This window comes from Pseudomonas sp. C11 (assembly GCF_034683865.1).
Lineage (GTDB): Bacteria > Pseudomonadota > Gammaproteobacteria > Pseudomonadales > Pseudomonadaceae > Aquipseudomonas.
Window position 1 is genome coordinate 1 of record NZ_JAWIIP010000007.1, and the last position, 21,534, is coordinate 21,534.

General features: G+C 63.0%; 21 protein-coding genes. 11 read left to right on the plus strand and 10 right to left on the minus strand.

The genetic code is table 11. The annotated features are described in order from the left end of the window. Window positions 1–235: 235 nt before the first annotated feature. Both VC352_RS12440 and VC352_RS12445 read right to left on the minus strand, forming a co-directional pair. Complete coding sequence (locus VC352_RS12440; protein WP_322979873.1) at window positions 236–1,330, minus strand: polyamine ABC transporter substrate-binding protein; 1,095 nt, start codon at window positions 1,328–1,330, stop codon at window positions 236–238. A gap of 64 nt (window positions 1,331–1,394) precedes the next feature. Next, window positions 1,395–2,423 (minus strand): histone deacetylase family protein, encoded by a 1,029-nt coding sequence (locus VC352_RS12445; RefSeq protein WP_322979874.1) that lies wholly within the window; start codon window positions 2,421–2,423, stop codon window positions 1,395–1,397. 212 nt (window positions 2,424–2,635) lie between these two features. Here VC352_RS12445 and VC352_RS12450 point away from each other — a divergent pair, with 212 nt between their 5' ends. The 5 genes from VC352_RS12450 to VC352_RS12470 are packed head-to-tail and all read left to right on the plus strand — an operon-like array spanning window position 2,636 to window position 7,177. Further along, entirely contained in the window at window positions 2,636–2,905 is a 270-nt protein-coding gene (locus VC352_RS12450) for a PepSY domain-containing protein (protein WP_322979875.1), read from the plus strand. A gap of 53 nt (window positions 2,906–2,958) precedes the next feature. Further along, window positions 2,959–3,261 (plus strand): PepSY domain-containing protein, encoded by a 303-nt coding sequence (locus VC352_RS12455; protein ID WP_322979876.1) that lies wholly within the window; start codon window positions 2,959–2,961, stop codon window positions 3,259–3,261. Between the two features lie 10 nt (window positions 3,262–3,271). Next, window positions 3,272–4,552: a sialidase family protein gene (locus VC352_RS12460; protein WP_322979877.1), complete on the plus strand. Its 1,281-nt coding sequence runs from the start codon at window positions 3,272–3,274 to the stop codon at window positions 4,550–4,552. Beyond that, window positions 4,545–5,144 carry a hypothetical protein gene (locus VC352_RS12465; protein WP_322979878.1) on the plus strand — a complete coding sequence of 200 codons (600 nt, stop codon included), beginning with the start codon at window positions 4,545–4,547 and terminating at the stop codon, window positions 5,142–5,144. Before VC352_RS12460 ends, VC352_RS12465 begins: the two co-directional genes overlap by 8 nt. Beyond that, entirely contained in the window at window positions 5,141–7,177 is a 2,037-nt protein-coding gene (locus VC352_RS12470; RefSeq protein ID WP_322979879.1) for an LTA synthase family protein, read from the plus strand. Before VC352_RS12465 ends, VC352_RS12470 begins: the two co-directional genes overlap by 4 nt. A 304-nt stretch (window positions 7,178–7,481) precedes the next feature. On the opposite strand, the gene VC352_RS12475 is transcribed toward VC352_RS12470, so the two are convergent. From VC352_RS12475 to adhP, 3 genes are all read right to left on the minus strand, one after another. Next, entirely contained in the window at window positions 7,482–8,474 is a 993-nt protein-coding gene (locus tag VC352_RS12475; RefSeq protein WP_322979880.1) for an AraC family transcriptional regulator, read from the minus strand. Between the two features lie 80 nt (window positions 8,475–8,554). Next, a complete protein-coding gene (locus VC352_RS12480) occupies window positions 8,555–9,349 on the minus strand; it encodes a hypothetical protein (RefSeq protein WP_322979881.1) in 795 nt (264 codons plus the stop codon). Between the two features lie 117 nt (window positions 9,350–9,466). Continuing rightward, window positions 9,467–10,489 (minus strand): alcohol dehydrogenase AdhP, encoded by a 1,023-nt coding sequence (gene adhP, locus VC352_RS12485; RefSeq protein ID WP_322979882.1) that lies wholly within the window; start codon window positions 10,487–10,489, stop codon window positions 9,467–9,469. Between the two features lie 302 nt (window positions 10,490–10,791). Here adhP and purE point away from each other — a divergent pair, with 302 nt between their 5' ends. The 6 genes from purE (at window position 10,792) to VC352_RS12515 (ending at window position 14,789) form a co-directional block, all read left to right on the plus strand. After that, window positions 10,792–11,283 (plus strand): 5-(carboxyamino)imidazole ribonucleotide mutase, encoded by a 492-nt coding sequence (gene purE / locus VC352_RS12490; protein WP_179623333.1) that lies wholly within the window; start codon window positions 10,792–10,794, stop codon window positions 11,281–11,283. Window positions 11,284–11,287: 4 nt separating this feature from the next. Further along, window positions 11,288–12,373, plus strand: coding sequence for a 5-(carboxyamino)imidazole ribonucleotide synthase (locus VC352_RS12495; protein WP_322979883.1), 1,086 nt, complete (start codon window positions 11,288–11,290; stop codon window positions 12,371–12,373). Window positions 12,374–12,429: 56 nt separating this feature from the next. Then, window positions 12,430–13,194, plus strand: a complete 765-nt coding sequence (locus tag VC352_RS12500; protein WP_322979884.1) for a substrate-binding periplasmic protein — start codon at window positions 12,430–12,432, stop codon at window positions 13,192–13,194. Window positions 13,195–13,259: 65 nt separating this feature from the next. Beyond that, window positions 13,260–13,505, plus strand: coding sequence for a GlsB/YeaQ/YmgE family stress response membrane protein (locus VC352_RS12505; RefSeq protein ID WP_322979885.1), 246 nt, complete (start codon window positions 13,260–13,262; stop codon window positions 13,503–13,505). A 65-nt stretch (window positions 13,506–13,570) separates the two neighbouring features. Then, window positions 13,571–14,104 (plus strand): DUF3299 domain-containing protein, encoded by a 534-nt coding sequence (locus VC352_RS12510; RefSeq protein ID WP_322979886.1) that lies wholly within the window; start codon window positions 13,571–13,573, stop codon window positions 14,102–14,104. Window positions 14,105–14,321: 217 nt separating this feature from the next. Continuing rightward, entirely contained in the window at window positions 14,322–14,789 is a 468-nt protein-coding gene (locus tag VC352_RS12515) for an FAD/FMN-containing dehydrogenase (protein WP_322979887.1), read from the plus strand. Window positions 14,790–14,834: 45 nt separating this feature from the next. Here the strand turns inward: VC352_RS12515 and VC352_RS12520 are convergent, their stop codons facing one another. The 5 genes from VC352_RS12520 to tssI all read right to left on the minus strand — a co-directional run bounded on the left by VC352_RS12520 (window position 14,835) and on the right by tssI (window position 21,513). After that, a complete protein-coding gene (locus VC352_RS12520; protein ID WP_322979888.1) occupies window positions 14,835–17,453 on the minus strand; it encodes a DUF2235 domain-containing protein in 2,619 nt (872 codons plus the stop codon). Next, window positions 17,438–17,881, minus strand: coding sequence for a DUF3304 domain-containing protein (locus tag VC352_RS12525; RefSeq protein WP_416340160.1), 444 nt, complete (start codon window positions 17,879–17,881; stop codon window positions 17,438–17,440). The genes VC352_RS12520 and VC352_RS12525 overlap by 16 nt, the downstream gene beginning before the upstream one ends. Window positions 17,882–17,979: 98 nt before the next feature. Next, window positions 17,980–18,498: a DUF3304 domain-containing protein gene (locus tag VC352_RS12530; RefSeq protein WP_416340161.1), complete on the minus strand. Its 519-nt coding sequence runs from the start codon at window positions 18,496–18,498 to the stop codon at window positions 17,980–17,982. Continuing rightward, entirely contained in the window at window positions 18,495–19,313 is an 819-nt protein-coding gene (locus tag VC352_RS12535; protein WP_322979890.1) for a DUF4123 domain-containing protein, read from the minus strand. Before VC352_RS12535 ends, VC352_RS12530 begins: the two co-directional genes overlap by 4 nt. Before the next feature lie 16 nt (window positions 19,314–19,329). Then, a complete protein-coding gene (gene tssI, locus VC352_RS12540) occupies window positions 19,330–21,513 on the minus strand; it encodes a type VI secretion system tip protein TssI/VgrG (protein ID WP_322979891.1) in 2,184 nt (727 codons plus the stop codon). Window positions 21,514–21,534: the final 21 nt, after the last annotated feature.

Sequence of the window (21,534 nt, forward strand, 5' to 3'; positions counted from 1 at the left end):
GAGCCGCGATGGGCCAGGGATGGCCCTTCGCGGCGGGCCTCTGGAACGGCGATGGAGTGAGCGAACCCTGGCGCAGCCAGGGCCGGATGAACGGGCGGACGGTTTTGGTTACTTTTGCCAAGACAAAAGTCACTCGCCCGGGAGGGCGAAACCAGAGACATCAACAAAAACGCGGCAATTCGGAACTGAGCCCTGAACAACCAATCCCGAATTGCCAGTCCGGTGTCAGGACAGCTCACTTACCCGACTTGATCGAAGTCCACGCCCGCGTCCTTACCCGCTCGATCTTCTGCGGCAGCGGCTGCACCACGTACAGCGACTTCTGCAGCTCCGGCGTCGGCGTCAGGTCATGATCGTCGGCAATGTCCTTGCCCACCAGTTTCATGCCCGGCACGTTGGGGTTGGGGTAGCCGAGGAAATCGCTGATCGGCGCGATCACCTTGGGTTCGAGCAGGTGGTTGATGAAGGCATGGGCTTCGTCGACGTTCTGCGCGCTCTTGGGGATGGCCCAGGTATCGAACCAGATCGGCGCACCTTCTTTCGGCAGACGCCAGTTGATCGTCACGCCGTTGCCGGCTTCCTTGGCGCGGTTGGCGAACTGGTAGAAGCTGCCCGAATAGCCAATGGCCACACAGATGTCGCCGTTGGCGATATCGGTCATGTACTTGGCGGAGTGGAAGTAGGCCACGTACGGACGCACTTTCAGCAGCAGCTCGGTGACCTTGTCATAGTCGGCCGGGTTGGTGCTGTTCGGGTCGAGGCCCAGGTAGTGCAGGGCGATGGGGATGATCTCGGTGGGCGAGTCGAGCATGGCCACACCGCAGGATTTCAGCTTCTCCATGTACTCGGGCTTGAACACCAGATCCCAGCTGTTGACCGGCGCATCGTCACCGAGCGCGGCCTTGACCTTGTCCGGGTTGTAGCCGATCAGCACGGTGCCGTACATGTAGGGCACTCCGTACTGGTTGCCCGGATCGTTCTTCTCCAGCAGCTTGAGCAGCGCCGGGTCGAGGTTCTTCCAGTTGGGGATCTTCGACTTGTCCAGCTTGGCGAACACGCCGGCCTTGATCTGGGTTTCGAGGAACTGGTTGGACGGGATCACCAGGTCATAGCCGGAGTTGCCAGTGAGCAGCTTGGCCTCCAGCGCCTCGTTGGTCTCGAAGGTGTCCCAGGTGATCTGGATACCGGACTCTTTCTGGAAGTCCTTGGGCACGGACGGCAGGATGTAGTCCGCCCAGTTGTACACGCGCAGCTCCTTGGCCTGTACCGCACCGCTGAGCAGGGTGGCGCCGCACAGGGCAGCGCCGAGCATCTGTTTGATGGCTTTCATCGTTCTAGCACCCCTGAAATATTGCTCTTGTTTGGCAGATTTCTGATTGCTGAAGAGGCGCCTCTCAGGCGCCTTCGAACCCTTCCAGTACGTTGACCGCGTTGACGCCGATGGCCTCCACCGCGTAGCCGCCTTCCATGATGAACAGCGTCGGCAGGCCCAGTGCAGCGATGCGCCGGCCCATGGCCAGGTAGTCCGGGCTGTCGAGCTTGAACTGCGAAATCGGGTCTTCCATGTAGGTGTCCACGCCCAGCGATACCACCACGACTTCCGCGCCGTACTCGGCGATGCGCTGGCAGGCCTGCTCCAGCGCTGCGCTCCAGGTTTCCCAGGAGCTGCCCATGGGCAACGGGTAATTGAAGTTGTAGCCCTCGCCGGCGCCCTCGCCCAGTTCGTCGGCATAGCCGAGGAAGAACGGGAACTCCTCGGCCGGGTCGCCGTGGATCGAGGCGAACAGCACGTCGCTGCGCTGGTAGAAGATGTCCTGAGTACCGTTGCCGTGGTGGTAGTCGACATCGAGGATGGCGACTTTCTTGCGGCCCTGGTCGAGGAAGGCCTGAGCGGCGATGGCAGCGTTGTTCAGGTAGCAGTAGCCGCCCATCACGTCGCCTGCGGCGTGGTGGCCTGGCGGACGGCACAGGGCGAAGGCGCTGTGGGCACCGTTGGCGATCTCCTGCTGGGCGCTGAGCGCCACCTGCGCGGCGCTGTAGGCGGCCTGCCAGGTACCGGCGGTGATCGGCGCGCCGCCGTCGAAGCTGTAGTAGCCGAGCTGACCATGCAGGTCATTGGGGATCATCCGCCGCAGCGTGCGCGCCGGCCAGGTGAAGGGCAGCAGGTCGCCCTTGCCACCCTGCTCCTGCCAGCGCGCCCAGGCACCCTGGAAAAACTCCAGATAGGCCTTGCTGTGAATGCGCTCGATGGGCGCCAGGCCAAAGTCCTTGGGTGCGCGAACCTCGCCGAGCTGGCGATTGTTCACACGGGCGAGGATATGGTCGGCGCGCTGCGGCTTCTCGAAGCAGGGCATCAGTTGCCCGTCGATCAGCTCGCATTTGCCGTGATGCAGGTGGTGGTCGTCGCTGTAGTAGGTGAGCATGCAAAGCGCTCCAGGCTCGTTGTTGTGCCTGCATTGTTCGCTCGCCTCGCCTTGTGGGAGAACGCTTGCAACGGCCAAAAGGGGATCGAAATGGCCAAATTGCGCTGCCACCCGGATGCTCGCCGGCAAGATGTAACGGGGTGTGAGCCTTAAGTTTTCGTTAAGCCAGCGCGTCGAAGGTGACGGCTCCGAACCTTACCTGGAGCCTCACCATGCGCCGTCTACTGCTCGTTTCCGCCCTGCTCGCTTGCGCCGCGCCGGCCTTCGCCAAGACCGAATGCACCAGCGCCGACCGCGCCACCTGGCAAGACCCCGAGCAGTTCCAGGCCAAGTTGGTGGCCGATGGCTACAAGATCAACAAGTTCAAGGTCACTGACGGCAACTGCTACGAGATCTACGGCTTCGACAAGGAAGGCCGCAAGGTGGAGATCTACCACGACCCGGTCAGCGGCAAGGCCGTGAAGACCGAGATCGAAGACTGATCACAGCCCGGCGCCGGCCCTGGCGGCCGGCGCCTCGTGACGAGAGCCCCGCCATGCCCCTTTTCGCCCGCACCGCTCTGGGCGGCCTGCTGCTGCTCGGCGCCACGCCGCTACTGGCCGACACAGACTGCGCCCGCCCTGATCGCAGTGCCTGGATGCCCGAATCGCAGTTCCGCGAGCAGATGAAGCGCCAGGGCGTGCAGATCACCAAGTTCCGCATCACCCCCGGCCACTGCTACGAGATCTATGGCTTCGACCGTGACGGTCATAAGCTGGAGGTCTACTACGACCCGGTCGACGCCCGCCCGGTGGCGGAAGTGGCCAGCTCCAGCCTGCGAAAGCCCAGCCATCCCTGAGCCACCGACCATGACCCCGACCTTCAATACCTGCGCCCTGCTGCTGGGTGCGGCCACGGTGTTCGCCTGCGCCTGGCTCGGCGCCGCGCCCCATGCGCTGGCACCCTTCGCCAGCCAGTCGACGCCACCCGCGGCCGATGCGACACCGGCCCTGGCCGCACACTTCGCCTCCTCTGACCTGGAGGATTTCGTTCACTCCGCCTCCATAACCGGCCTGCCCGGCGGCGACCTGATGGCTGCCTGGTTCGCCGGCACCCGTGAAGGCGCCGCCGACGTACAGATTCGCGCTGCGCGCTTCGATGCCGCCAGCGGCCAGTGGAGCGCCGAGCGTGTGCTGGCCACCCGTGAGGCTACCCAGCGCGCGGTCGGCAAGCACATCCGCAAGCTCGGCAACCCGGTGATCAGCCTGGCGCCGGACAATCGCCTGTGGCTGTTCTACGTCTCGGTATCGCTGGGCGGCTGGGCCGGCAGCGCGGTCAACGCCATGGTCTCCGACGACCTCGGGGAAACCTGGTCGGCGCCACGCCAGCTGGTCACCAGCCCCTTCCTCAATATCAGCACCCTGGTGCGCGCCGCGCCGGTGTTCCATGCCGATGGCAGCATCGGCCTGCCGGTGTACCACGAGTTCCTCGGCAAGTTTCCCGAGTACCTGCACCTGAGCGCGAACGGCGAGGTGCTGGGCAAGTACCGTATCGGCAAGGGCCGCTATTCCCTGCAACCGACCGTCGTGGCGCTGGACGAGCGCCGTGCCGTCGCCCTGCTGCGCTACGCCGGTGAGGAACATCACCGCGTGCTGGCCAGCTACAGCGAAGACGCCGGGCGTAGCTGGAGCCGGCCAGCGCCGCTGGAGCCGAGCAACCCCAACTCGTCCCTGGCGGCGGTCGGTCGCCCCGACGGCAGCCTGCTGGTGGCGATGAATGACCTGGAAGACGGCCGTTTCCGTCTGACGCTCTATGCAACCGACGCCAAGCTGGGCAACTGGCGCACCCTGGGCGAGCTGGACGAGACGCCCAACCCCTGGGGCGAGCCGATTCCACGCGATGAATTCCCCGCCGTGGTCAGCGCGAAATACCGCGCCAGCGGCGGCAAGCCCGAGCAGCAGACGCGCTTTCTCGAACAGGTAAGCGCGCGCATGTGCAGCGCCGACGGCTGCACCTTCGACTACGAGTACCCCTACTTCACCAGCGACCGCGAGGGCACCTACCACCTCGTCTATTCGTGGAACGACATGTTCATCAAGCACCTGGCCTTCAACGAGGCCTGGCTATCGGAGCGCCGCCCGCATGACTGACTTCTGGCTGCCGCACCTGGCCTTCGCCCTGGTGGTTTTCCTGATCCTCACGCGACTGACGCGCAATACGACCCAACGCGGCATCCTGCTGGCAGGCAGCCTGCTGCTCAGCCTGGTACCGGTGCAGGGCATCAGCCTGGCGCTGCAGCTGCGCACCTATAGCGGCGACCTGTCGGTGGCCAGCCTGGTGCTACTGGGCTGGGCGACCTTGAGCAGCTTCGGCCTGCCACCTGCCAGCGCCGGTGATCGCCTGGCCAGCCTGGCGCTGTTCGCCGGCCTGGCCGTGCTGCTCTACCCGGCGGCGCTGGGCCTGAGCTATGCCGACCCCTACCAGCTCGGCTTCGAACCGCGGCCGATGTTGCTGGTGCTGGGCCTGCTGTGCGCGGTGCTGATCATCCAGCGCAGCTGGCTCGGCGCCCTGGCGCTGGTGCTCGCGACCCTGGCCTTCGCCCTGCGCCTGGGCGCCTCGGAAAACTACTGGGACTACTTGATCGACCCCTACCTGGCCCTCTATAGCCTCGGCGCCCTGCTGATCGCAGGCGGACGCTGGCTGCTGATTCGACTCTCGACTCGAACAAGGAACCTCGCATGAGCTGGCTGAAATCCCGCCGCCTGCATTACCTGGCAGGCCTGACGGCGCTGCTGTTCGTGCTCTTCGCGGCCCTGCGCGGGCTGTTTCTGCTGGGCTTCTCCGCCGTCGACAGCATCGGCGACCCGGACGTGCTGCGCACCCTAGGCATCGGCCTGCGTTTCGACCTGCGCCTGGCCCTGCTGCTGATGTTGCCGGTGGGCCTCCTGCTGGCGCTGCCCAAGCTGCGCCTGGCGCGTTTTCGCGCCGTGCGCTGGCTGCTGCGGGGTTACCTGGTGTTGGCCGTGGCCGCGCTGGGCCTGCTCTACATCATCGACTTCGGCCACTACGCCTACCTGGGCGTGCGCCTCAACGCCACGGTGCTGCGCTTTGCCGGTGATGCGCAGATTTCCGCCGGCATGCTCTGGCAGACCTACCCGGTGCTGTGGATAACCTTGGCCTGGCTGGCCGGTGTGGCACTGTGGGCGTGGGCGCTTCTGCGCCTGGAGCGCGCCACCCTGGATCGCCCTGCCAGCGACAAGGTTGGTGTGCTGCCGGCCCTTGGCGGTGCGGCAGTGGTGAGCGTACTGGTGTTCTTCGGCCTGCTCGGCCGCGCCAGCGCGCTGAATCTGGAGAACCCGGTGCCGCTGCGCTGGAGCGATGCCTTCTACAGCGGCAACAGCCAGATCGGCGCGCTCGGCCTCAACCCGGCGCTGTTTCTCTTCGACACCCTCAAGCTCGAACCCGCCGCCTTCGACGAGGCCGCAACGCGCGAGCATTACCAGGTGGTGGCCGATTACCTGGGCGTCAGCGAGCGTGATGCGCAGGGGCTGAACTTCTTCCGCCAGCAGCCGCTGCAGCCCCACCGCATCCAGGCCGAGCGCCAGCCCAACGTGATCTTCGTCATGCTCGAATCCCTCGGCACCAGTGCCGTGGGTGCCTACGGCAACCCGCTGAACCCGACGCCGAACCTGGATCGTCTGGCCCAGCAAAGCTGGTTCTTCCGCCACTTCTACGTGCCGGTCACCGGCACCGCCAAGACGGTGTGGGCGAGCATCACCGGCATCCCTGACGTATCGAGACAGGAGACGGCGACGCGCAACCCGCTGATCGCTCGCCAGCGCACGCTGATCAACGCGCTCGACGGCTATGAGAAGTTCTACATGATCGGCGGCAACGCCGGCTGGGCCAACATCAATGCGCTGATCCGCCAGAGCATCGATGGCGTGCAGCTCTATGAGGAACGCCACTGGCAGTCGCCACAGGTGGACGTGTGGGGTATCTCCGACCTGGATTTCTTCAAGGAGAGTTCGCAGATTCTCGGCGCCCTGCCGAAGGACAAGCCGTTCTTCGCCTACCTGCAAACCTCTGGCAACCACCGCCCCTTCACCATCCCCAAGGACAACGACGGCTTCGAGGCGCTCGACCTGCCGCTGGAACAGGTGCAGCAGGCCGGCTCGCGCAGCGTTGAGCAGTACAACGCCGTGCGCCTGCTGGACTTCAATATCGGCCGCCTGATGGAGCTGGCCAAGGAGCAGGGCTTCTACGACGACACCATTTTCGTCTTCTTCGGCGACCACAACACCCGCATCAGCCAGATCCCGCACATGGCGCCAGCCTTCGAGCAACTGGGGCTGGAGAGCAACAACGTGCCGCTGCTGATTCACGCGCCGAAATGGCTAGCGCCGCGCGAGTTCGACGCAGCCGTGGGCCTGGCCGACCTGCTGCCGACGGTGGCCGGGCTGGTCGGCGTGCCCTTCGACAACGGCGGCCTCGGTCGCGACCTGCAACTGCCAGCGCCGGAAGGCGAGCGCGTGGTGCCGCTGGTGCTGCAGGAAGGCACCTTCCCGGTGATCGGTGCGGTGACCCGTGATTTCCTCGTGCAGATGCAGCACGACGGCAGCTCGCCGACCCTGCACGACCTGCACTCGCCGACACCGCGCGACAACGTCGCCGAGCAGCATCCGCAAGAATTCCAGCGCCTGCTGGCGCTGAGCCGCGGCCTGCACGAGGCGGCGCGGTTGCAGATGTACCGTAACGTGCAAGCAGAGGAGTGAGCGTCACCTGTGGGAGGCGCTTTAGCGGCGAGCCTTTATCGCGGCTGAAGCCGCTCCCACGGTGATCACCTGTAGCCCGGATGCAATCCGGGGAAGAAGTGCCAGATATTCCCGGATTACATCCGGGCTACGCGCAGCAGATGTATCGCAACGTGCAAGCAGAGGAATGAGCGCACCCGTGGGAGGCGCTTTAGCGGCGAACTTTTATCGCGGCTGAAGCAGCTCCCACGGGGAGTGTGAACTGCTGCTTTTGTAGGAGCGGCTGGGCGGCATGCCGCTTCAGCCGCGAATGTCGTTGCTCGTCTCAGGCGCGAAAGCGACTCGGCGGCACACCGCTCCAACGCTGGAAGGCATGGCGGAAGCTGGCGGTCTCGCTGAAGCCGAGCACCTCGGCGATGCGATATACCGGCCATTGCTCCTCGCTGAGCAGCGCCTTGGCGCGCTCGAAGCGCAGCTCGTCGAGCAGGCCCTGGTAGCTGGTGCCCAGCTCCTGCAGGTGACGGCGCAGGGTGCGCGGCGAGCAGTGCATCTGCTGCGCCAGGTTCTCCAGCCCCGGCGGCTCAGCCAGTTGTGCGGCGAGCAACTGGCGCACGCGCTCCAGCCAGGCCTGGCGGCTGCTGAATTCAGCGTTCAGGCGCCGGCAGCGCTCGACCATGTCGCCATGGGTGACGCTGTCGGCCAGTGGCAGGCGACGCTCCAACAGTGCGGCGGGAAAGGCGAAAGCATTGCGCTGCGCCTCGAAGCGCAACGGGCAGGGAAAACTCTTTGCATAGCGCTTCATATAGCGCGGCTGGGCATAGGTGAACTCGGCACCCTCCAGTGGCATCGGCTGGCGCAGCAGTTCGTCGCCGATCAGCTTCAGCGAAGCCAGGCACATCTCCACGTTGAATACTTCCAAGGCCTCGGCATCGCGGTAGCCGCTGGCGCAGATCCAGGCCAACTCGCCTTCCACCTGCAGATCGAGACGGAAATAGGTGCCGAGCAACGCCGGGTACTGCAACAGCAGGCGCCAGGCGTCACCAAAGGTGGCAGCCGAGAGTGCGGCGTAACCCAACAGCCCATAAGAGGAAACATGCAAGCTGCGCCCCAACTCGAGGCCCAGGTCGGCACGCAGGGCCAGGGCATTGGCACATACCTGCAGCTCCTGCACCCGAGTGATGCGCGCATCGGCATTGTCTAGGTCAGCCGCACCAATCCCGCTCCCAGCCAGCAATTGCGGGCGCAGCTCGGGATGGTCAGCGAAGCGTTGCAGGATCAGGGAAACCACGTGCAGGGTGGTCAGCGAGGCGTGCAGCATGATGCGTTCCGTGTGTACAGACGCGGAAAAGAACGCAAGAAATATGCCGCAGGTGGCGGGCCGCAGCCCGCCAACGCAGGTCAGCGGTTACGCAGGATGGCGTTGATGAAGTCGCCCTGGTTGGCTTCATCTGGGTGGGTGGTGAACTGCAAGCGGCCGTCTTTTTCGTTCAGCTTCAGGCCTTCGCCGAAGCGGCAGTCGACGCCCTTGAGGGTCTTGGCCTGGGCCTTGTAGCGGTCGTCCTTGCCGCACAGGTAGGCCATCTGGTTGACCACCTCGCCGCAGAAGCTCGGCACGCTGAGGCCGATCAGTTGTTCATCGCTGATGGCGCTCCAGTCCACCTGGGTCGCCAGCGGGGTGCCGCAGACCTTGCTGGCTTCGCTGTCCATTTCCTGCAGGCTGGCGCTGTAGTCGGCCACGCGCTTCTTGCGGTCGAAGGCGGCGAGACGGGCCTGTACACCATCCTTCTCCTGCTTTTCATACACTGCGAGCAGATCGGCAGGCTTGAGCGCCTTGGTCTTGTCTTCGTCGTAGCTGAGTTCGAAGCCCTGAGTATTGGGCAGATTGAGCTGGTAGCTCTCACCGCTCCAGGCACGGCGTTTGTTCAGCAGGTTGTAGTCGCGGCCATCGAGGCGAATGCCATAGTCGCGTTGCTCGTTACCCAGCTCGTGGATATCGGTGAGAAAGACCACCTCGTCGAGCGGGTGATTGACGCCACGCACCTGCACCAGCGCCTGCTTGCCATCAGCCGAAGGCGCGATTGCCAGGCTGACGCCCTGGCCGGCATCGAATACTTGCGGGTGTTTGGCCAGCTCGATGGCCGAGACCTGGAGGGACAGCAGGGAAAGGGCGAAGAACGGAAGGCAACGTTTCATTGGGCACGTCCTTGTACGGATGAAGGGCGCACAGTATAGCCAGCCGTCCAGCAGCAATCTGTGCGCCCTTCCGCGTCCGCCCTGTAGGAAAATTGCCTATCCGTGGCGCTTCACTCCTTAAAACTGCAACACCACTCGCCCCTCGATCTGCCCACCGCGCATCTGATCGAAGATGCCGTTGATGTTGTCCAAGCTGTCGCTGTGCACCGTGGCCTTGACCAGGCCCTCGCCCGCGAAGTCCAGCGCCTCCTGCAGATCGGCGCGGGTGCCGACGATGGAGCCGGTGATGTGGATGGCCTTGAGCACCACGTCGAAGATTGGCGTCGGGAAGTCACCCGGCGGTAGGCCAACCAGCGCCACCGTGCCGCGTCGACGTGCCATGCCGATGGCCTGGCCAAAGGCGGCGTTGGACACTGCGGTGACCAGCACGCCATGGGCGCCGCCGATATCGCGCTGCACCACCTCGGCCGGGTTCTCCTTGCGCGCGTTGATGGTCAGGCTGGCGCCGAGCTTGCGCGCCAGATCCAGCTTGGCGTCGTCGACATCCACCGCGATCACGTGCAGGCCCATGGCGCGGGCGTACTGCACGGCCACGTGACCGAGGCCGCCGATGCCGGAGATCGCCACCCACTGACCGGGGCGCGCCTGGGTTTCCTTGAGGCCCTTGTACACCGTCACGCCAGCGCAAAGGATCGGGGCGATTTCCAGAAAATCGACGGATTTCGGCAGTATGCCGACGTAGTTCGGATCAGCCAGCACGTATTCGGCGTAACCACCGTTGATCGAGTAGCCGGTGTTCTGCTGGCTTTCGCAGAGCGTCTCCCAGCCGGTCAGGCAGTGCTCGCAGCAGCCACAGGCGGTGTACAGCCAGGGCACGCCGACACGGTCGCCTTCCTTCACCCGGGTCACGCCACTGCCGACCGCCGCCACGTAGCCAACGCCCTCGTGGCCGGGAATGAACGGTAGGCTCGGCTTCACCGGCCAGTCGCCCTCGGCAGCGTGCAGGTCGGTATGGCATACGCCTGACGCCTCAATCTTCACCAGAATCTGCCCAGGGCCAGGCAGCGGGGTTTTCACCTCCTCGATCCGCAGCGGCTGCCCGAAGGCGTGGACAACTGCAGCTTTCATGGTCTGGTTCATGCGCGGTTCCTCTTCCATGCGAGTGGAAAACCAGTGTGCGCGCCTGGCGCTCGCCGACATTGCTCCAGAGCAAGGTTTGCGGCAGTTTTCGCCCAGCCGGCCGGTGGCATGACAAACGGTCGCGTGCAGTGCCCGCCAGCCGTGGCTTTGCGTTATACTGCGCGGCCTTCGGCCGGCAGCGCCCGGCCACCCGAACATTCACAAGCCACGCTGGCCTGCCCGCGTGGCTTGTTGGTTTTTGACGCGCCCTGCGGGGCACACTTATGACGCGCCGTGAGGCGCCCGAGAAAAGAGGCACGACGATGAGCGCACTGGTTGGCGTGATCATGGGCTCCAAGTCCGATTGGTCCACCCTTAGCCACACCGCCGAGATGCTGGACAAGCTGGGCATCCCCCACGAGGTCAAGGTGGTTTCCGCCCACCGCACCCCGGATCTGCTGTTCCAGTACGCCGAAGAAGCCGAAGCCCGTGGCATCCAGGTGATCATCGCCGGTGCCGGTGGCGCCGCCCACCTGCCGGGCATGTGCGCGGCCAAGACCCACCTGCCGGTGCTCGGCGTGCCGGTGCAGTCGTCCATGCTCTCGGGCGTCGACTCGCTGCTGTCGATCGTGCAGATGCCGGCTGGCGTTCCGGTCGCCACCCTGGCCATCGGCAAGGCCGGCGCGGTCAACGCGGCCCTGCTGGCTGCCAGCATCCTTGGCCACCAGCACCCGCAGTTCCACGCGGCGCTGAAGCAGTTCCGCGAGGAACAGACCGAGACCGTGCTGAACAACCCGGACCCGCGCGAGGCCTGATTCGATGAAAATCGGTGTGATCGGTGGCGGCCAGTTGGGCCGCATGATGGCCCTGGCGGGTACTCCGCTGGGCATGCATTTCGCTTTCCTCGACCCGGCGCCAGACGCCTGCGCCCAGGCGCTCGGCGAGCATATCCGCGCGGACTATGGTGATCAGGATCACCTGCGCCAGTTGGCCGACGAGGTCGATCTGGTGACCTTCGAGTTCGAGAGCGTACCGGCGGAAACCGTCGCTTTCCTCTCGCAGTTCGTACCGGTCTACCCGAGCGCAGAAGCGCTGCGTATCGCCCGTGATCGCTGGTTCGAGAAGTCCATGTTCCGCGAGCTGGGCATCCCCACCCCCGAGTTCGCCGATATCCAGTCGCAGGCCGACCTCGACGCCGCGGTGGCCAGCATCGGCCTGCCGGCGGTGATGAAGACCCGCACCCTGGGCTACGACGGCAAGGGCCAGAAAGTCCTGCGCAAGCCGGAAGACGTCACCGGCGCCTTCGCCGAGCTGGGCAGCGTGCCTTGCATCCTCGAGGGCTTCGTGCCCTTCACCGGCGAGGTGTCGCTGATCGCCGTGCGCGCCCGCGATGGCGAAACCCGCTTCTACCCGCTGGTGCACAACACCCATGACAGCGGCATCCTTGCCCTGTCCATCGCCAGCACCGAGCACCCGCTGCAGGCGCTGGCCGAGGATTACGTCGGCCGCGTGCTGGACAAGCTCGACTACGTCGGCGTGCTGGCCTTCGAATTCTTCGAGGTGGACGGCGGCCTCAAGGCCAACGAGATCGCCCCGCGCGTACACAACTCCGGGCACTGGACCATTGAGGGCGCCGAGTGCAGCCAGTTCGAGAACCACCTGCGCGCCGTCGCCGGCTTGCCGTTGGGTTCCACCGCCAAGCTGGGCGAGAGCGCCATGCTCAACTTCATCGGTGAAGTGCCGCCGGTGGACAAGGTGATCAGCATCGCCGACTGCCATCTGCACCACTACGGCAAGGCCTTCAAGGCCGGCCGCAAGGTCGGCCACGCCACCCTGCGCAGCGCCGATCTCGCCACCCTGAAAGCGCGCATCGCTGAAGTCGAAACCTTGATCGGCAAACGCTGACCCTCCACCGCTCAGCTACGCTCTTGGATGACGGCCAGCATCCAAGAGCCCGACCGATGAAGCATCTTTTCTGCCTCCTTCTGCTCACCCTGGCGTTGCCTGCACTCGCGCAGGAAACGCTCCGGGTGGATTTCCGCGAGCGCCCGCCGGAGATGTACCGCGTCGATGGGGCGCCAGGCGGGCCGCTGGTCGTCGTACTGGAAACGGCGGCACAACGCCTCGGCGTTCGCCTGTTGTGGCGCGAAGCGCCCTTCCTGCGCAGCCTCGCCGACCTGCGTTCGGGCCGTATCGATCTGGTGCCCAGAGTGCTCATGACCGAAGAGCGCCAGGCCTACGTGCACTTTCTCCCCAGCATCGGCAATCAGGCGCTGGATATCCATTTTGCCGTCCACCCCGGTCATGAAACCGACCTCGGCCGTTACGAGGATCTCTATCGACTGGCCGTCGGCGTCAAGCGAGGCACGGCCTACTTCGAGCCCTTCGACAGCGACCGCAAGCTCAATCGCGTCTATGCCAGCGATGACGCACAACTGGCCGCGATGTTCCGCGCCGGTCGCCTCGACACCATTGCCATACTCGACCAGCAGCCGATGGAAGCGCAGTTCGCGGCGCTCGACTTTCGGGACTTCGTCTACGCCCACTACGTCCATCGGCAGGTGCTCGGCAACCATTTCGGCGCCTCGCTCAAACGCTACCGGGGCGGTCACCAGGCCCTCTATGACCGCCTGGCGAAGGAACTCGAGCAAATGCGCGAGAACGGCGAAGTCGCCCTGATCTACCGCCGCCATGGCGTAGCCGCACCGGACGCCGCGAACCCTTGAGGCATATGGCGTGTCCGATGCAGCGCCGGCCGCAGATGCGGCCATCACTTGCGGGGAACAATTTCATGGGCATCATCGGCACCCTTTTCATCGGCCTGATTGTCGGGCTGCTCGCACGCCTGCTCAAACCTGGCGACGACAGCATGGGCTGGATCATGACCATCCTGCTCGGCATCGGCGGCTCCATCGCCGCCACCTATGGTGGCCAGGCACTGGGCATCTACCAAGCCGGGCAGGCAGCCGGTTTTATCGGCGCGGTGATCGGCGCCATCGTTCTGCTGGTAATCTATGGCGCGATCAAGAAGGGCTAAGCGCCCTCCTGCGCGAGAGCCGGTATGCCGGCTCTCGCTTACCGCCGCCACGAGATCCCCACACCATGCGCCACCTGCTGTTCGCTCTGCTGCTGCTCTCCGGCCTGGCCCACGCCGAACTGCCGGAAACCGACTGGCTCGACCTCATGCCCCCCGACGACCGCAAGGCCCTCGAGGAAATGCCCGACATCAGCCACGACAGCCCCGAAGGCGACAGCACCTTCTACGGCAAGGGCGGCCTGCGCCAGCAGGACAAGAACCTGCCTGCCGTGATGTACTCGGCCAAGACCGTCGCCGCGCTGAATGGCAAAGCCATCCGCCTGGGCGGCTACCCGGTACCGCTGGAGAACGACGCCAAAGGCAAAAGCACCCTGTTCTTCCTCGTGCCCTACCCCGGTGCCTGCATCCACGTGCCGCCACCGCCGCCCAACCAACTGGTACTGGTGCGCTACCCCAAGGGCATCGCGCTTGACGACATCTACGCGCCCATCTGGGTCAGCGGCAAACTCAAGGTGGAAAAGATCAGCAATGACCTGGCCGACGCTGCCTATGCCCTGGATGCCAGCGAAGTACGCCTGGTAACCGACGAAGACCTTTGATCCCTGCCATCCCTGCGCGGCTCTGAACGAAAAGTCGTCGAGCGAAGGTCAGGCGATACCGATGGCGGCCCCGCAAAAACAGGTGAGGAACGGACTGGGCTCGCATTCGAGTTTACGAGCTGTAAATGAACATTCGACCGGGCTGGCGTTCCAGCCCGTTTTTAACGAAGCATCACCGAGTGCAGACACTCTTCGTACAAAGCCTAGGAGTTCCAGCATGAAAGCTGTTTTCTTGATGTTGCTGTGCCTGCTGTCCACCGCTGCACTGGCCCTGGAGCCAGGCGACCGCCTGGCGCCCTGGACGCTGCTGGATCAGTTCGACGCCCCCTACACCCTCAACGATAAAACCCAGATCCTGCTGGTCGCCCGTGACATGGACGGCGCCAAGCTGGTCAACGCTGCACTGGAAGGCAAACCCAAGGGCTACCTGGACGAGCGTCAGGCGGTGTTCCTCGCCGACATCAGCCGCATGCCCAGCGTCATCGCCACCCTCTTCGCCCTGCCGAAGATGCGCGACTACAACTACCGCATCCTCCTCGACCGCGACGCCCGCATCGCCCCGCGTTATCAGGCTGGCGAGGGCGAAGTGCTGTGGTTGCAGTTGGAGGATGGGAAGTTGGCGGAGCAGAAGGAGTTCAAGGAGGCGGGGGCGCTGAAGAGTGCGCTGGAGGCGGTAGAGCCGTAAACCGGAAGGGGCAGCAGCGCAGGTTTGCGCTGCTGCCCTTTACTCCTAACCAGTGAAATCCTTGGCCATGCCTTTGGCCTGATCCAGCCAACCGGGAGATTGCAGCCACGGCTTGGGATCGCTCTTGCCCACCATATCCATCGCCTGCCCCAGCAAGCCGCTCATATCACCAGAGTCATTGGCCGCCTTGATAGCCTTCGCCGTTTCAGCGGCTTTAAAGACTGCTTGCAGCTCGGGTGTAGTAGCAGTTTGCTCGGTAAGCGGTACGGGCAACGGCATGGTATTAAGCATGGCCACCACGTCACCAGGTTTTTGAGTAAAGGCTCGTACGGCTTCCATACCCTCCATCATCGGCAATGCGATACCGGTCAAAGGATCGAAGGCGCTGATTTCCGGGAAAGCCGGTAGTCCCGGCCTGCCCGTCAGTACAGGCGTCGCCAACGAGGGCAAGAAAAGACCGAGCAAGTAGCGTGGATTACGCTTCTTGATCGAGAGCCCGATACTGGCCAAGGCGATACCCATTCCAACCACGCGGCCCGCATTGGCCAGTACCGACAGGCTCTTGTTCGATTCATTGTCGAAATGTACTAGGCGGTAACGGAAATAATCGGTGAAAGGCTCGCGCTCGCCAAGACCAGAAGAGTTGGTGAACCAGGCCCGAGAATCGTGTACGTGATCATCGAAAAGCGCGACCAAGTCCTGTTGCCCACTCGCAATGCCCCCCGACCTGGCAAACAGCTGGCCATGGCGCTGCGTGCCATTCTGGTAAAGCTCAGCGTACTCCTGAGCCTCGTCTTCTTCGTTGATCAGGTAGACGGTGCCACCCAGCAGCATGTTGATGATGCCACCGAGACTGAAGGTGTCTTCGTCTACACCCCAGCTACGCTCGTAATCACGCTTGAACTCGGCGGCGGCACGGCGTAGTTGTCGGTCATCCAACGCTGGCTCGAATGTCTTGCTGGTATTGATGCGCGCATAAGCCTCGCTTCCGCCAACCAACTCGAGATCGGCCGCGCGTTGTTGCTGCTCTTTCGCACTGAGCACCGGCGGTTCCTTGCCTTGAGCCGCTGCGGAATTTTCCGCCAGCTTCTGGGCATGCAGGCGTTTCAGAGCGTCCTGCTGCTCCTCGGTCATGTCCTGACCCTTCACATGGCTGTAAAAGCCCTGCTTGTCGATGCCACCGGCATAGCGGTCGATACGCCAGGCCGTGATCAGGGCCTGTTCACGCTCGATCACCGCCTCGAGAGGGCCGGCCTTGGCCTGTTTTTGCCAGGCGTTGAAGCGGGAGACAAGTTGTGGGGTGAAGTCGAATTCGTCCCGTGTCTTACCATCCATCTTCCGCCAATCTTCTATCACTTCAGGAATGTCCGCAGGTACTTGCAATGGTGCGCCTGCCGCAAAGGCTGAGCGGTACATATGGTGCAAAGGAATCTGCGACAGCAACTCACCCAGGCCACCACGGGCCTTGCCCTGATCGCCAGGGGGATAGCCGCCACCCACATCGGAGTGCATACCCGGATAGACGTATTCCCAGGTGTCCTTGCGATAGGTGGAGGAGCTTGAATCATCACGTGTCCCATCGGCTTTTTTCTCTCGGCGGCGAATGGAGTCCAGCGGGAAGCTGGCACGTTGCTCATGGGCGGAAACCAGATGCACGCAGCGCTTGAGAAAGAGGCAATCTTCAGGCAGCTCAGTTGGCATGCAGGCCTGCGCCGGGGTTTCGTCCGGCAAGCGCATGGTGCCACTGGCCCAATCCATATGACCAGCAGCGAAAGGCACACTGTCAGCCAGGCCCACTGCGGCCACGGTATCGAACAGGCCGAGGAACTCGATGGAGATGGGCAATCCGGCGAACCGGTATTCGCTGGTCTCGCCGTTTTGCTGGCGCGTCAGCTCCATCAACCAGTTAGCGAAAGCGCGGGCCTGGGCCGCCCCACGGGAAAAGCCGTAGACATAGAGGCGCAAGGCGAGGATTTCCGGTTTTTCACCACTGTTTCTCCGCTGCTCCAGCAAATTGGCTAGTTCATCCTCATAAGGTTGCATCGCTGCCTTGCGCTTGCGGGCGCCATTTTCCAATATGCCTCCGCTCAATACGGAAGCAGTCCAGTTGGTGGCCATGGCCTCGACCAAGGCTTGGGTCTGTGCAATCGAAAGCGGCTCCTGCCCTGCCTCCTTGAGGGTTTCCTTGAGCGCCGCGATTAAGCGCGTAAGCCCCCAATTGATTCGGTCTTCACCACCACTCGCCCCGATCAGGCCAGTCTGGCTAGGCAGATACTCTTTGATTTCCTCGAAAACAGTGCCCACGCCGGGGCTGTAGTAGGCAAAAAAACCTTGCGCCATCGCCTCTGGCACCTGACCTAAGCTAGCGTGAAATAAGCGCGCCACATTACTCGTGCATATCGGGTCGGCAATGGAGTCCGAAGGCTCGTGATTATTGGTGCCATCGAAGCAAAGGCTAATATGCAGCGTCTTGCAGCAAGGTTCGGGGGCTTCGTCCCCTTGTTTAGCTGCAGCGTCAACTGTCTTACCCCAGGCCTTCTTCTCATCACGATTCTGGCTACGGATATTTCTAGCGACCTCTGATGAATCGATTGGCAAACCCGTACGTTCGAAAGGACGTGCAATCAACACAATGGCAGGTGGTGGGCTCAAGGTTTGGGACATTCCGTATCCTCCATCTTGCGGGGAAAGTTATAGGGGTAGCCGGAAACCCCATAAAAAATATTGTCCGCCGAAACTCTCACCTGATCGCAGGGCAAAAAGTGCACTTTCAAGGTTCCGGCTTCTTGGTATTGAGGTATCTCCACCACTACACGGTGGCGGGTGTAATTGGCTGCGTGTTTCTTATATGCCTCTCTGTAAGCATCGGTACCCAATGGCGGCCAATTCACATAAGCCCTTGGGTCAGGATCTTTTTCCCACTCTACAATGGCTCTAAGCCCTGGTCGCCAATGGCGAGGAAGCACTCCACAGCAAACTTGCTTTCCACCGCCCTGATATGGGCCAATATTCGGACCTCCAGCGCCGTTGACAGTGAAACGGTTGATGGCAGCGGAGGTATGGTTATAGCCCTCCACCGGAGCACCGAGCATTTCGGGCTCCTTGGCCATGCAACCGCTGACCAGTAATAGCACCAGTGATAAACCCGCGAATAGGTATCGACCTATCAGATTGCGAGCTAACCAAGGGCTCAAGGAGTGGGACATTCCGTATCCTCCATCTTGCGGGGAAAGTTATAGGGGTAGCCGGCAACCCCATAAAAAATATTGTCCGCCGATACTCTCACCTGATCGCAGGGCAAAAAGTGCACTTTCAAGGTTCCGGCTTCTTGGTATTGAGGTATCTCCACCACTACCCGGTGGCGGGTGTAATTGGCTGCGTGTTTCTTGTAGTCCTCAGGATCAAGAGTCCCATATTTATTTCGCTTAAGCGGAATTGCTGGACGAGGATCAGGATCTTTTTCCCACTCCACAATGGCTCTAAGCCCTGGTCGCCAATGGCGCGGCACAGAGCCACAACAAACCTGCCCGCCCCCGCCAGCATAAGGGCCTAGGTTAGGGCCTCCAGCGCCGTTGACAGTGAAACGGTTGATGGCAGCGGAGGTATGGTTATAGCCCTCCACCGGAGCACCGAGCATCTCGGACTCCTTGGCCAGACAGCCACTCAGCGATAGAACCACCAGAAGACAGGCCAAGGCCCTGGGAGTCATGCCCACACCTCAGCAGTCTCTTCAGGCGGCGCAACAGGAGAATTCTTGGCCAACCAGGCACGGATGAAAGTGTCACGCTGATCGAGGTCATATAGCCCCTCGCGGTTAGCCGCCAATTGCCCATGCATCAGGTGGCGCATCAAGGGTTCCTGCTGGGCCATACCATAGTCCTGAGGCTGCACACCCCAACTGCGCCGATAGTCCTCGGCAGCACTCCAGGCCAGCAGGCTGGCCATCTGTGCTCGCGTCAGTTGCAAGACCGGTAGCGGTGAAGGTAATTCCGCTGGACGCATAAGATTGCCAGGCAAACTACGTGGCTGCCGATCACGATCCCGCCAGTGCCAGGCGATGATCGGGGCATGGAACCATATCTGATGTGGATCTAGGGCTTCGCTAGTGGGCACCAGCATACGCGGGTCATAAAAACGCAGCAGACCGCTGCCCCTTCCGTCGTTCCACTCGGCCTGGGTGCAGTGCCTCAGATGACTGGCCAGTTGCGTGAAAGGCCAAGGGCTGAGCAACGCCAGAAGATGCTGATGGGCATTCTTGCTGGCGAGCAGCCCGTCTAACCAAGCCTGATGTTCAAGTTGGTCGAGGCTCACGCGAATCAGCAGAGGCCCCTTGGCTGCAATAGCTTCCTCCGGCGTACCGTCAAGCAACTTGGCGACATCTGGGCGCTGATCTGATTCATCGAGGTGCGCAAGCAGCGGATAGTCCAGATTGCTGACATCGACCAGAAGATCAAGATGCTGCAAACGCTCATGTTCTGCCTGCTCGCCAAGATGGGTTAACCAGGCATGAGTCATGGTTTTCATGGTGTTTCCGGACCTCTCAACGTGCGACTAGCGCTTGGGCTTTGCTTTGTGCGCGGAGCAAGCACTCTTCACAGACAGCCTTCTGCGGCTTGTCCACGCAGTTGCTGATGGCCTGCTCCAACAAACTCCCCGCCTTGTCGCTATCCGCCGCGCCCGGCAGCACGGGCGGTTTGATGCCGATGCCCGAGCCCTTGCCCGGTGAGCCGCCAGCGTTGAGCCTGGCCAACGGGCCGCTGATGGTGATACCGCCGGGGTCGAGTTTGATGAAGCTGCCGCCGGCTTTGATGGTCAGTTCGATGCCGGCTTCGATGACCATTTTCTGTCCGGCCTTGAGGTGGATCTCGCGGCCGGCCTTGGTCAGTTGTGCGGTGCCGAGCTGGATGTGTTGGTCGGTGCCCACCGTCAGGTGATCCTGCGGTTTGACTTCGACCTTGCGGTCGGCGGTGACGGTGAGGTGTTCTTCGGCCAGCAGTTCGGTGTAGCTGTTCTTCTCCACGATGTCGTGGCGTTCGTTGCCGATGCGAATCTTCTGGTCGTGTTCGATGTTTTCGTCCCAGTCGCGCTGGGCGTGCAGGTAGATCTGTTCGGCACCCTTGCGGTCTTCGATGCGCAGTTCGTTGTAGCCGCCACCGCCGGGGCTGCTGAGGGTTTTGAAGACGCTGCGGGTTTTGTTCGCGGGCAGGTCGTAGGGCACGACGTGTTCGGCGTGGTACAGGCAGCCGGTGACCAGCGGTTGGTCGGGGTCGCCTTCGAGGAAGGTGACCAGTACTTCCATGCCGATGCGCGGGATGGTGATGGCGCCGTAGCGATCACCCGCCCAGCTGGAGCTGACGCGTAGCCAGCAACTGGTTTTCTCGTCGGCCTGACCTTCGCGATCCCAGAAGAATTGCACCTTGACTCGGCCGTATTGGTCGCAGTGGATTTCTTCGCCGGCCGGGCCGGTGACCACGGCGGTCTGGCTGCCCAGTACCCTGGGTTTGGGATGTTCCAGCGGCGGGCGGTAGGGCACGGCCCATGGCGTGGCGAGGAAGCGGTTGCGGTAGCCCTGGGTGAAGTCCTCGTCGCTCTTATCCCCCTCGGCTTTGGCATCCTGCGTCGCTCTACCTCCTACATCCCTGTAGTCGTCTCCCCAGCCCTCTCCCCGAAGGGGCGAGGGAGCTGTTCGGCGCAGGACTGAATCACTGGTGATCGACTCTTCCAGCACCTGCGGCTGTTTGCCTTCGTGCAGCACTTCGGTGAGTAGCCAGAGGTCGTTCCATTCGCTTTGCGGGTGTTCAGAGATTTCCAGCAGGTGGCCGCTGACCAGGCGCGGCTGGTCGCTCTTGCCTTCGAGTTGCTGGTAGTCGGCGCGGTGGCGTTCCAGGGCGCGTTTGGCCAGGTGCTTGCCGCGCGTGCGGTCGGTGTAGCGACCGGGGTAGTCGTAGTCTTCCAGGGCCGGCAGGCTATCGTTTTCACCGGCCTTTTCGCCCTGGTAGGTGGCTTCGAGCAGCAGGCGCGGCTGTTCGAAGTCGTAGTCGCGGCGGGTGGTGTTGCGCGTGCGGGTTTCCAGGCGCAGAGCCAGGCGCTTGATCACCGGGTCATCGGCGGTCATGCCGCTGTCCTGGATGTAGGGCGTGGGCTGGCCGAGCTTGGCGAAGGCGGTCTGGTCGTCGCCGAAGATCAGCACATGGCCACTTTCGCTGTGCTGGAAGTGGTAGTGAATGCCTTCCTCTTCGCAAAGGCGCTGGACGAAGTGCAGATCCGTCTCGTCGTACTGCACGCAGTAGGTGCGTTCGGGGTAGACGGTGGGGCCGAGCTGGAACTGGTAGCCGCCCTGGACGATGCCGTGTTCTTCCAGCACCTGGGCAACGATCTGCGGCACGGTCAGGTTCTGAAAGATGCGCTGGTTGGTGCGGTGCGTGAGGTAGGCGAGCTGCGGCACGATGGCCAGGCGGTAGCGGGTCATGCGCTTACCGGACTCGCCCTGTTCGGCGCGGTGGACGATGCCGTGGATGCCGTCGCCGTTGGGGCTGAAGGCGAGGAACGCGCGCTGGTGCAGCAGGCTGGCCAGGTCGAGATCGGCGCGTTCGCTGATCAGTTCCACATCGAAGCGGTAAGGCTGGCTGATGGCCTCGCGGCCATTGAATTCGAGCACCTGCAGGTCATGCTCGACGCCTTCGAGGGTCAGGCTGAAATGGGTTTCATTGGCCGGGTTGAACATGTGCGTATCCTTTCGAAAGAG

Coding starts and splice junctions, on each gene's coding strand:
- VC352_RS12440 (WP_322979873.1), bottom strand. CDS start 1,330: ATGAAAGCCATCAAACAGATGCTCGGCGCTGCCCTGTGCGGCGCCACC.
- VC352_RS12445 (WP_322979874.1), bottom strand. CDS start 2,423: ATGCTCACCTACTACAGCGACGACCACCACCTGCATCACGGCAAATGC.
- VC352_RS12450 (WP_322979875.1), top strand. CDS start 2,636: ATGCGCCGTCTACTGCTCGTTTCCGCCCTGCTCGCTTGCGCCGCGCCG.
- VC352_RS12455 (WP_322979876.1), top strand. CDS start 2,959: ATGCCCCTTTTCGCCCGCACCGCTCTGGGCGGCCTGCTGCTGCTCGGC.
- VC352_RS12460 (WP_322979877.1), top strand. CDS start 3,272: ATGACCCCGACCTTCAATACCTGCGCCCTGCTGCTGGGTGCGGCCACG.
- VC352_RS12465 (WP_322979878.1), top strand. CDS start 4,545: ATGACTGACTTCTGGCTGCCGCACCTGGCCTTCGCCCTGGTGGTTTTC.
- VC352_RS12470 (WP_322979879.1), top strand. CDS start 5,141: ATGAGCTGGCTGAAATCCCGCCGCCTGCATTACCTGGCAGGCCTGACG.
- VC352_RS12475 (WP_322979880.1), bottom strand. CDS start 8,474: ATGCTGCACGCCTCGCTGACCACCCTGCACGTGGTTTCCCTGATCCTG.
- VC352_RS12480 (WP_322979881.1), bottom strand. CDS start 9,349: ATGAAACGTTGCCTTCCGTTCTTCGCCCTTTCCCTGCTGTCCCTCCAG.
- adhP (WP_322979882.1), bottom strand. CDS start 10,489: ATGAACCAGACCATGAAAGCTGCAGTTGTCCACGCCTTCGGGCAGCCG.
- purE (WP_179623333.1), top strand. CDS start 10,792: ATGAGCGCACTGGTTGGCGTGATCATGGGCTCCAAGTCCGATTGGTCC.
- VC352_RS12495 (WP_322979883.1), top strand. CDS start 11,288: ATGAAAATCGGTGTGATCGGTGGCGGCCAGTTGGGCCGCATGATGGCC.
- VC352_RS12500 (WP_322979884.1), top strand. CDS start 12,430: ATGAAGCATCTTTTCTGCCTCCTTCTGCTCACCCTGGCGTTGCCTGCA.
- VC352_RS12505 (WP_322979885.1), top strand. CDS start 13,260: ATGGGCATCATCGGCACCCTTTTCATCGGCCTGATTGTCGGGCTGCTC.
- VC352_RS12510 (WP_322979886.1), top strand. CDS start 13,571: ATGCGCCACCTGCTGTTCGCTCTGCTGCTGCTCTCCGGCCTGGCCCAC.
- VC352_RS12515 (WP_322979887.1), top strand. CDS start 14,322: ATGAAAGCTGTTTTCTTGATGTTGCTGTGCCTGCTGTCCACCGCTGCA.
- VC352_RS12520 (WP_322979888.1), bottom strand. CDS start 17,453: ATGTCCCAAACCTTGAGCCCACCACCTGCCATTGTGTTGATTGCACGT.
- VC352_RS12525 (WP_416340160.1), bottom strand. CDS start 17,881: ATGCTCGGTGCTCCGGTGGAGGGCTATAACCATACCTCCGCTGCCATC.
- VC352_RS12530 (WP_416340161.1), bottom strand. CDS start 18,498: ATGACTCCCAGGGCCTTGGCCTGTCTTCTGGTGGTTCTATCGCTGAGT.
- VC352_RS12535 (WP_322979890.1), bottom strand. CDS start 19,313: ATGAAAACCATGACTCATGCCTGGTTAACCCATCTTGGCGAGCAGGCA.
- tssI (WP_322979891.1), bottom strand. CDS start 21,513: ATGTTCAACCCGGCCAATGAAACCCATTTCAGCCTGACCCTCGAAGGC.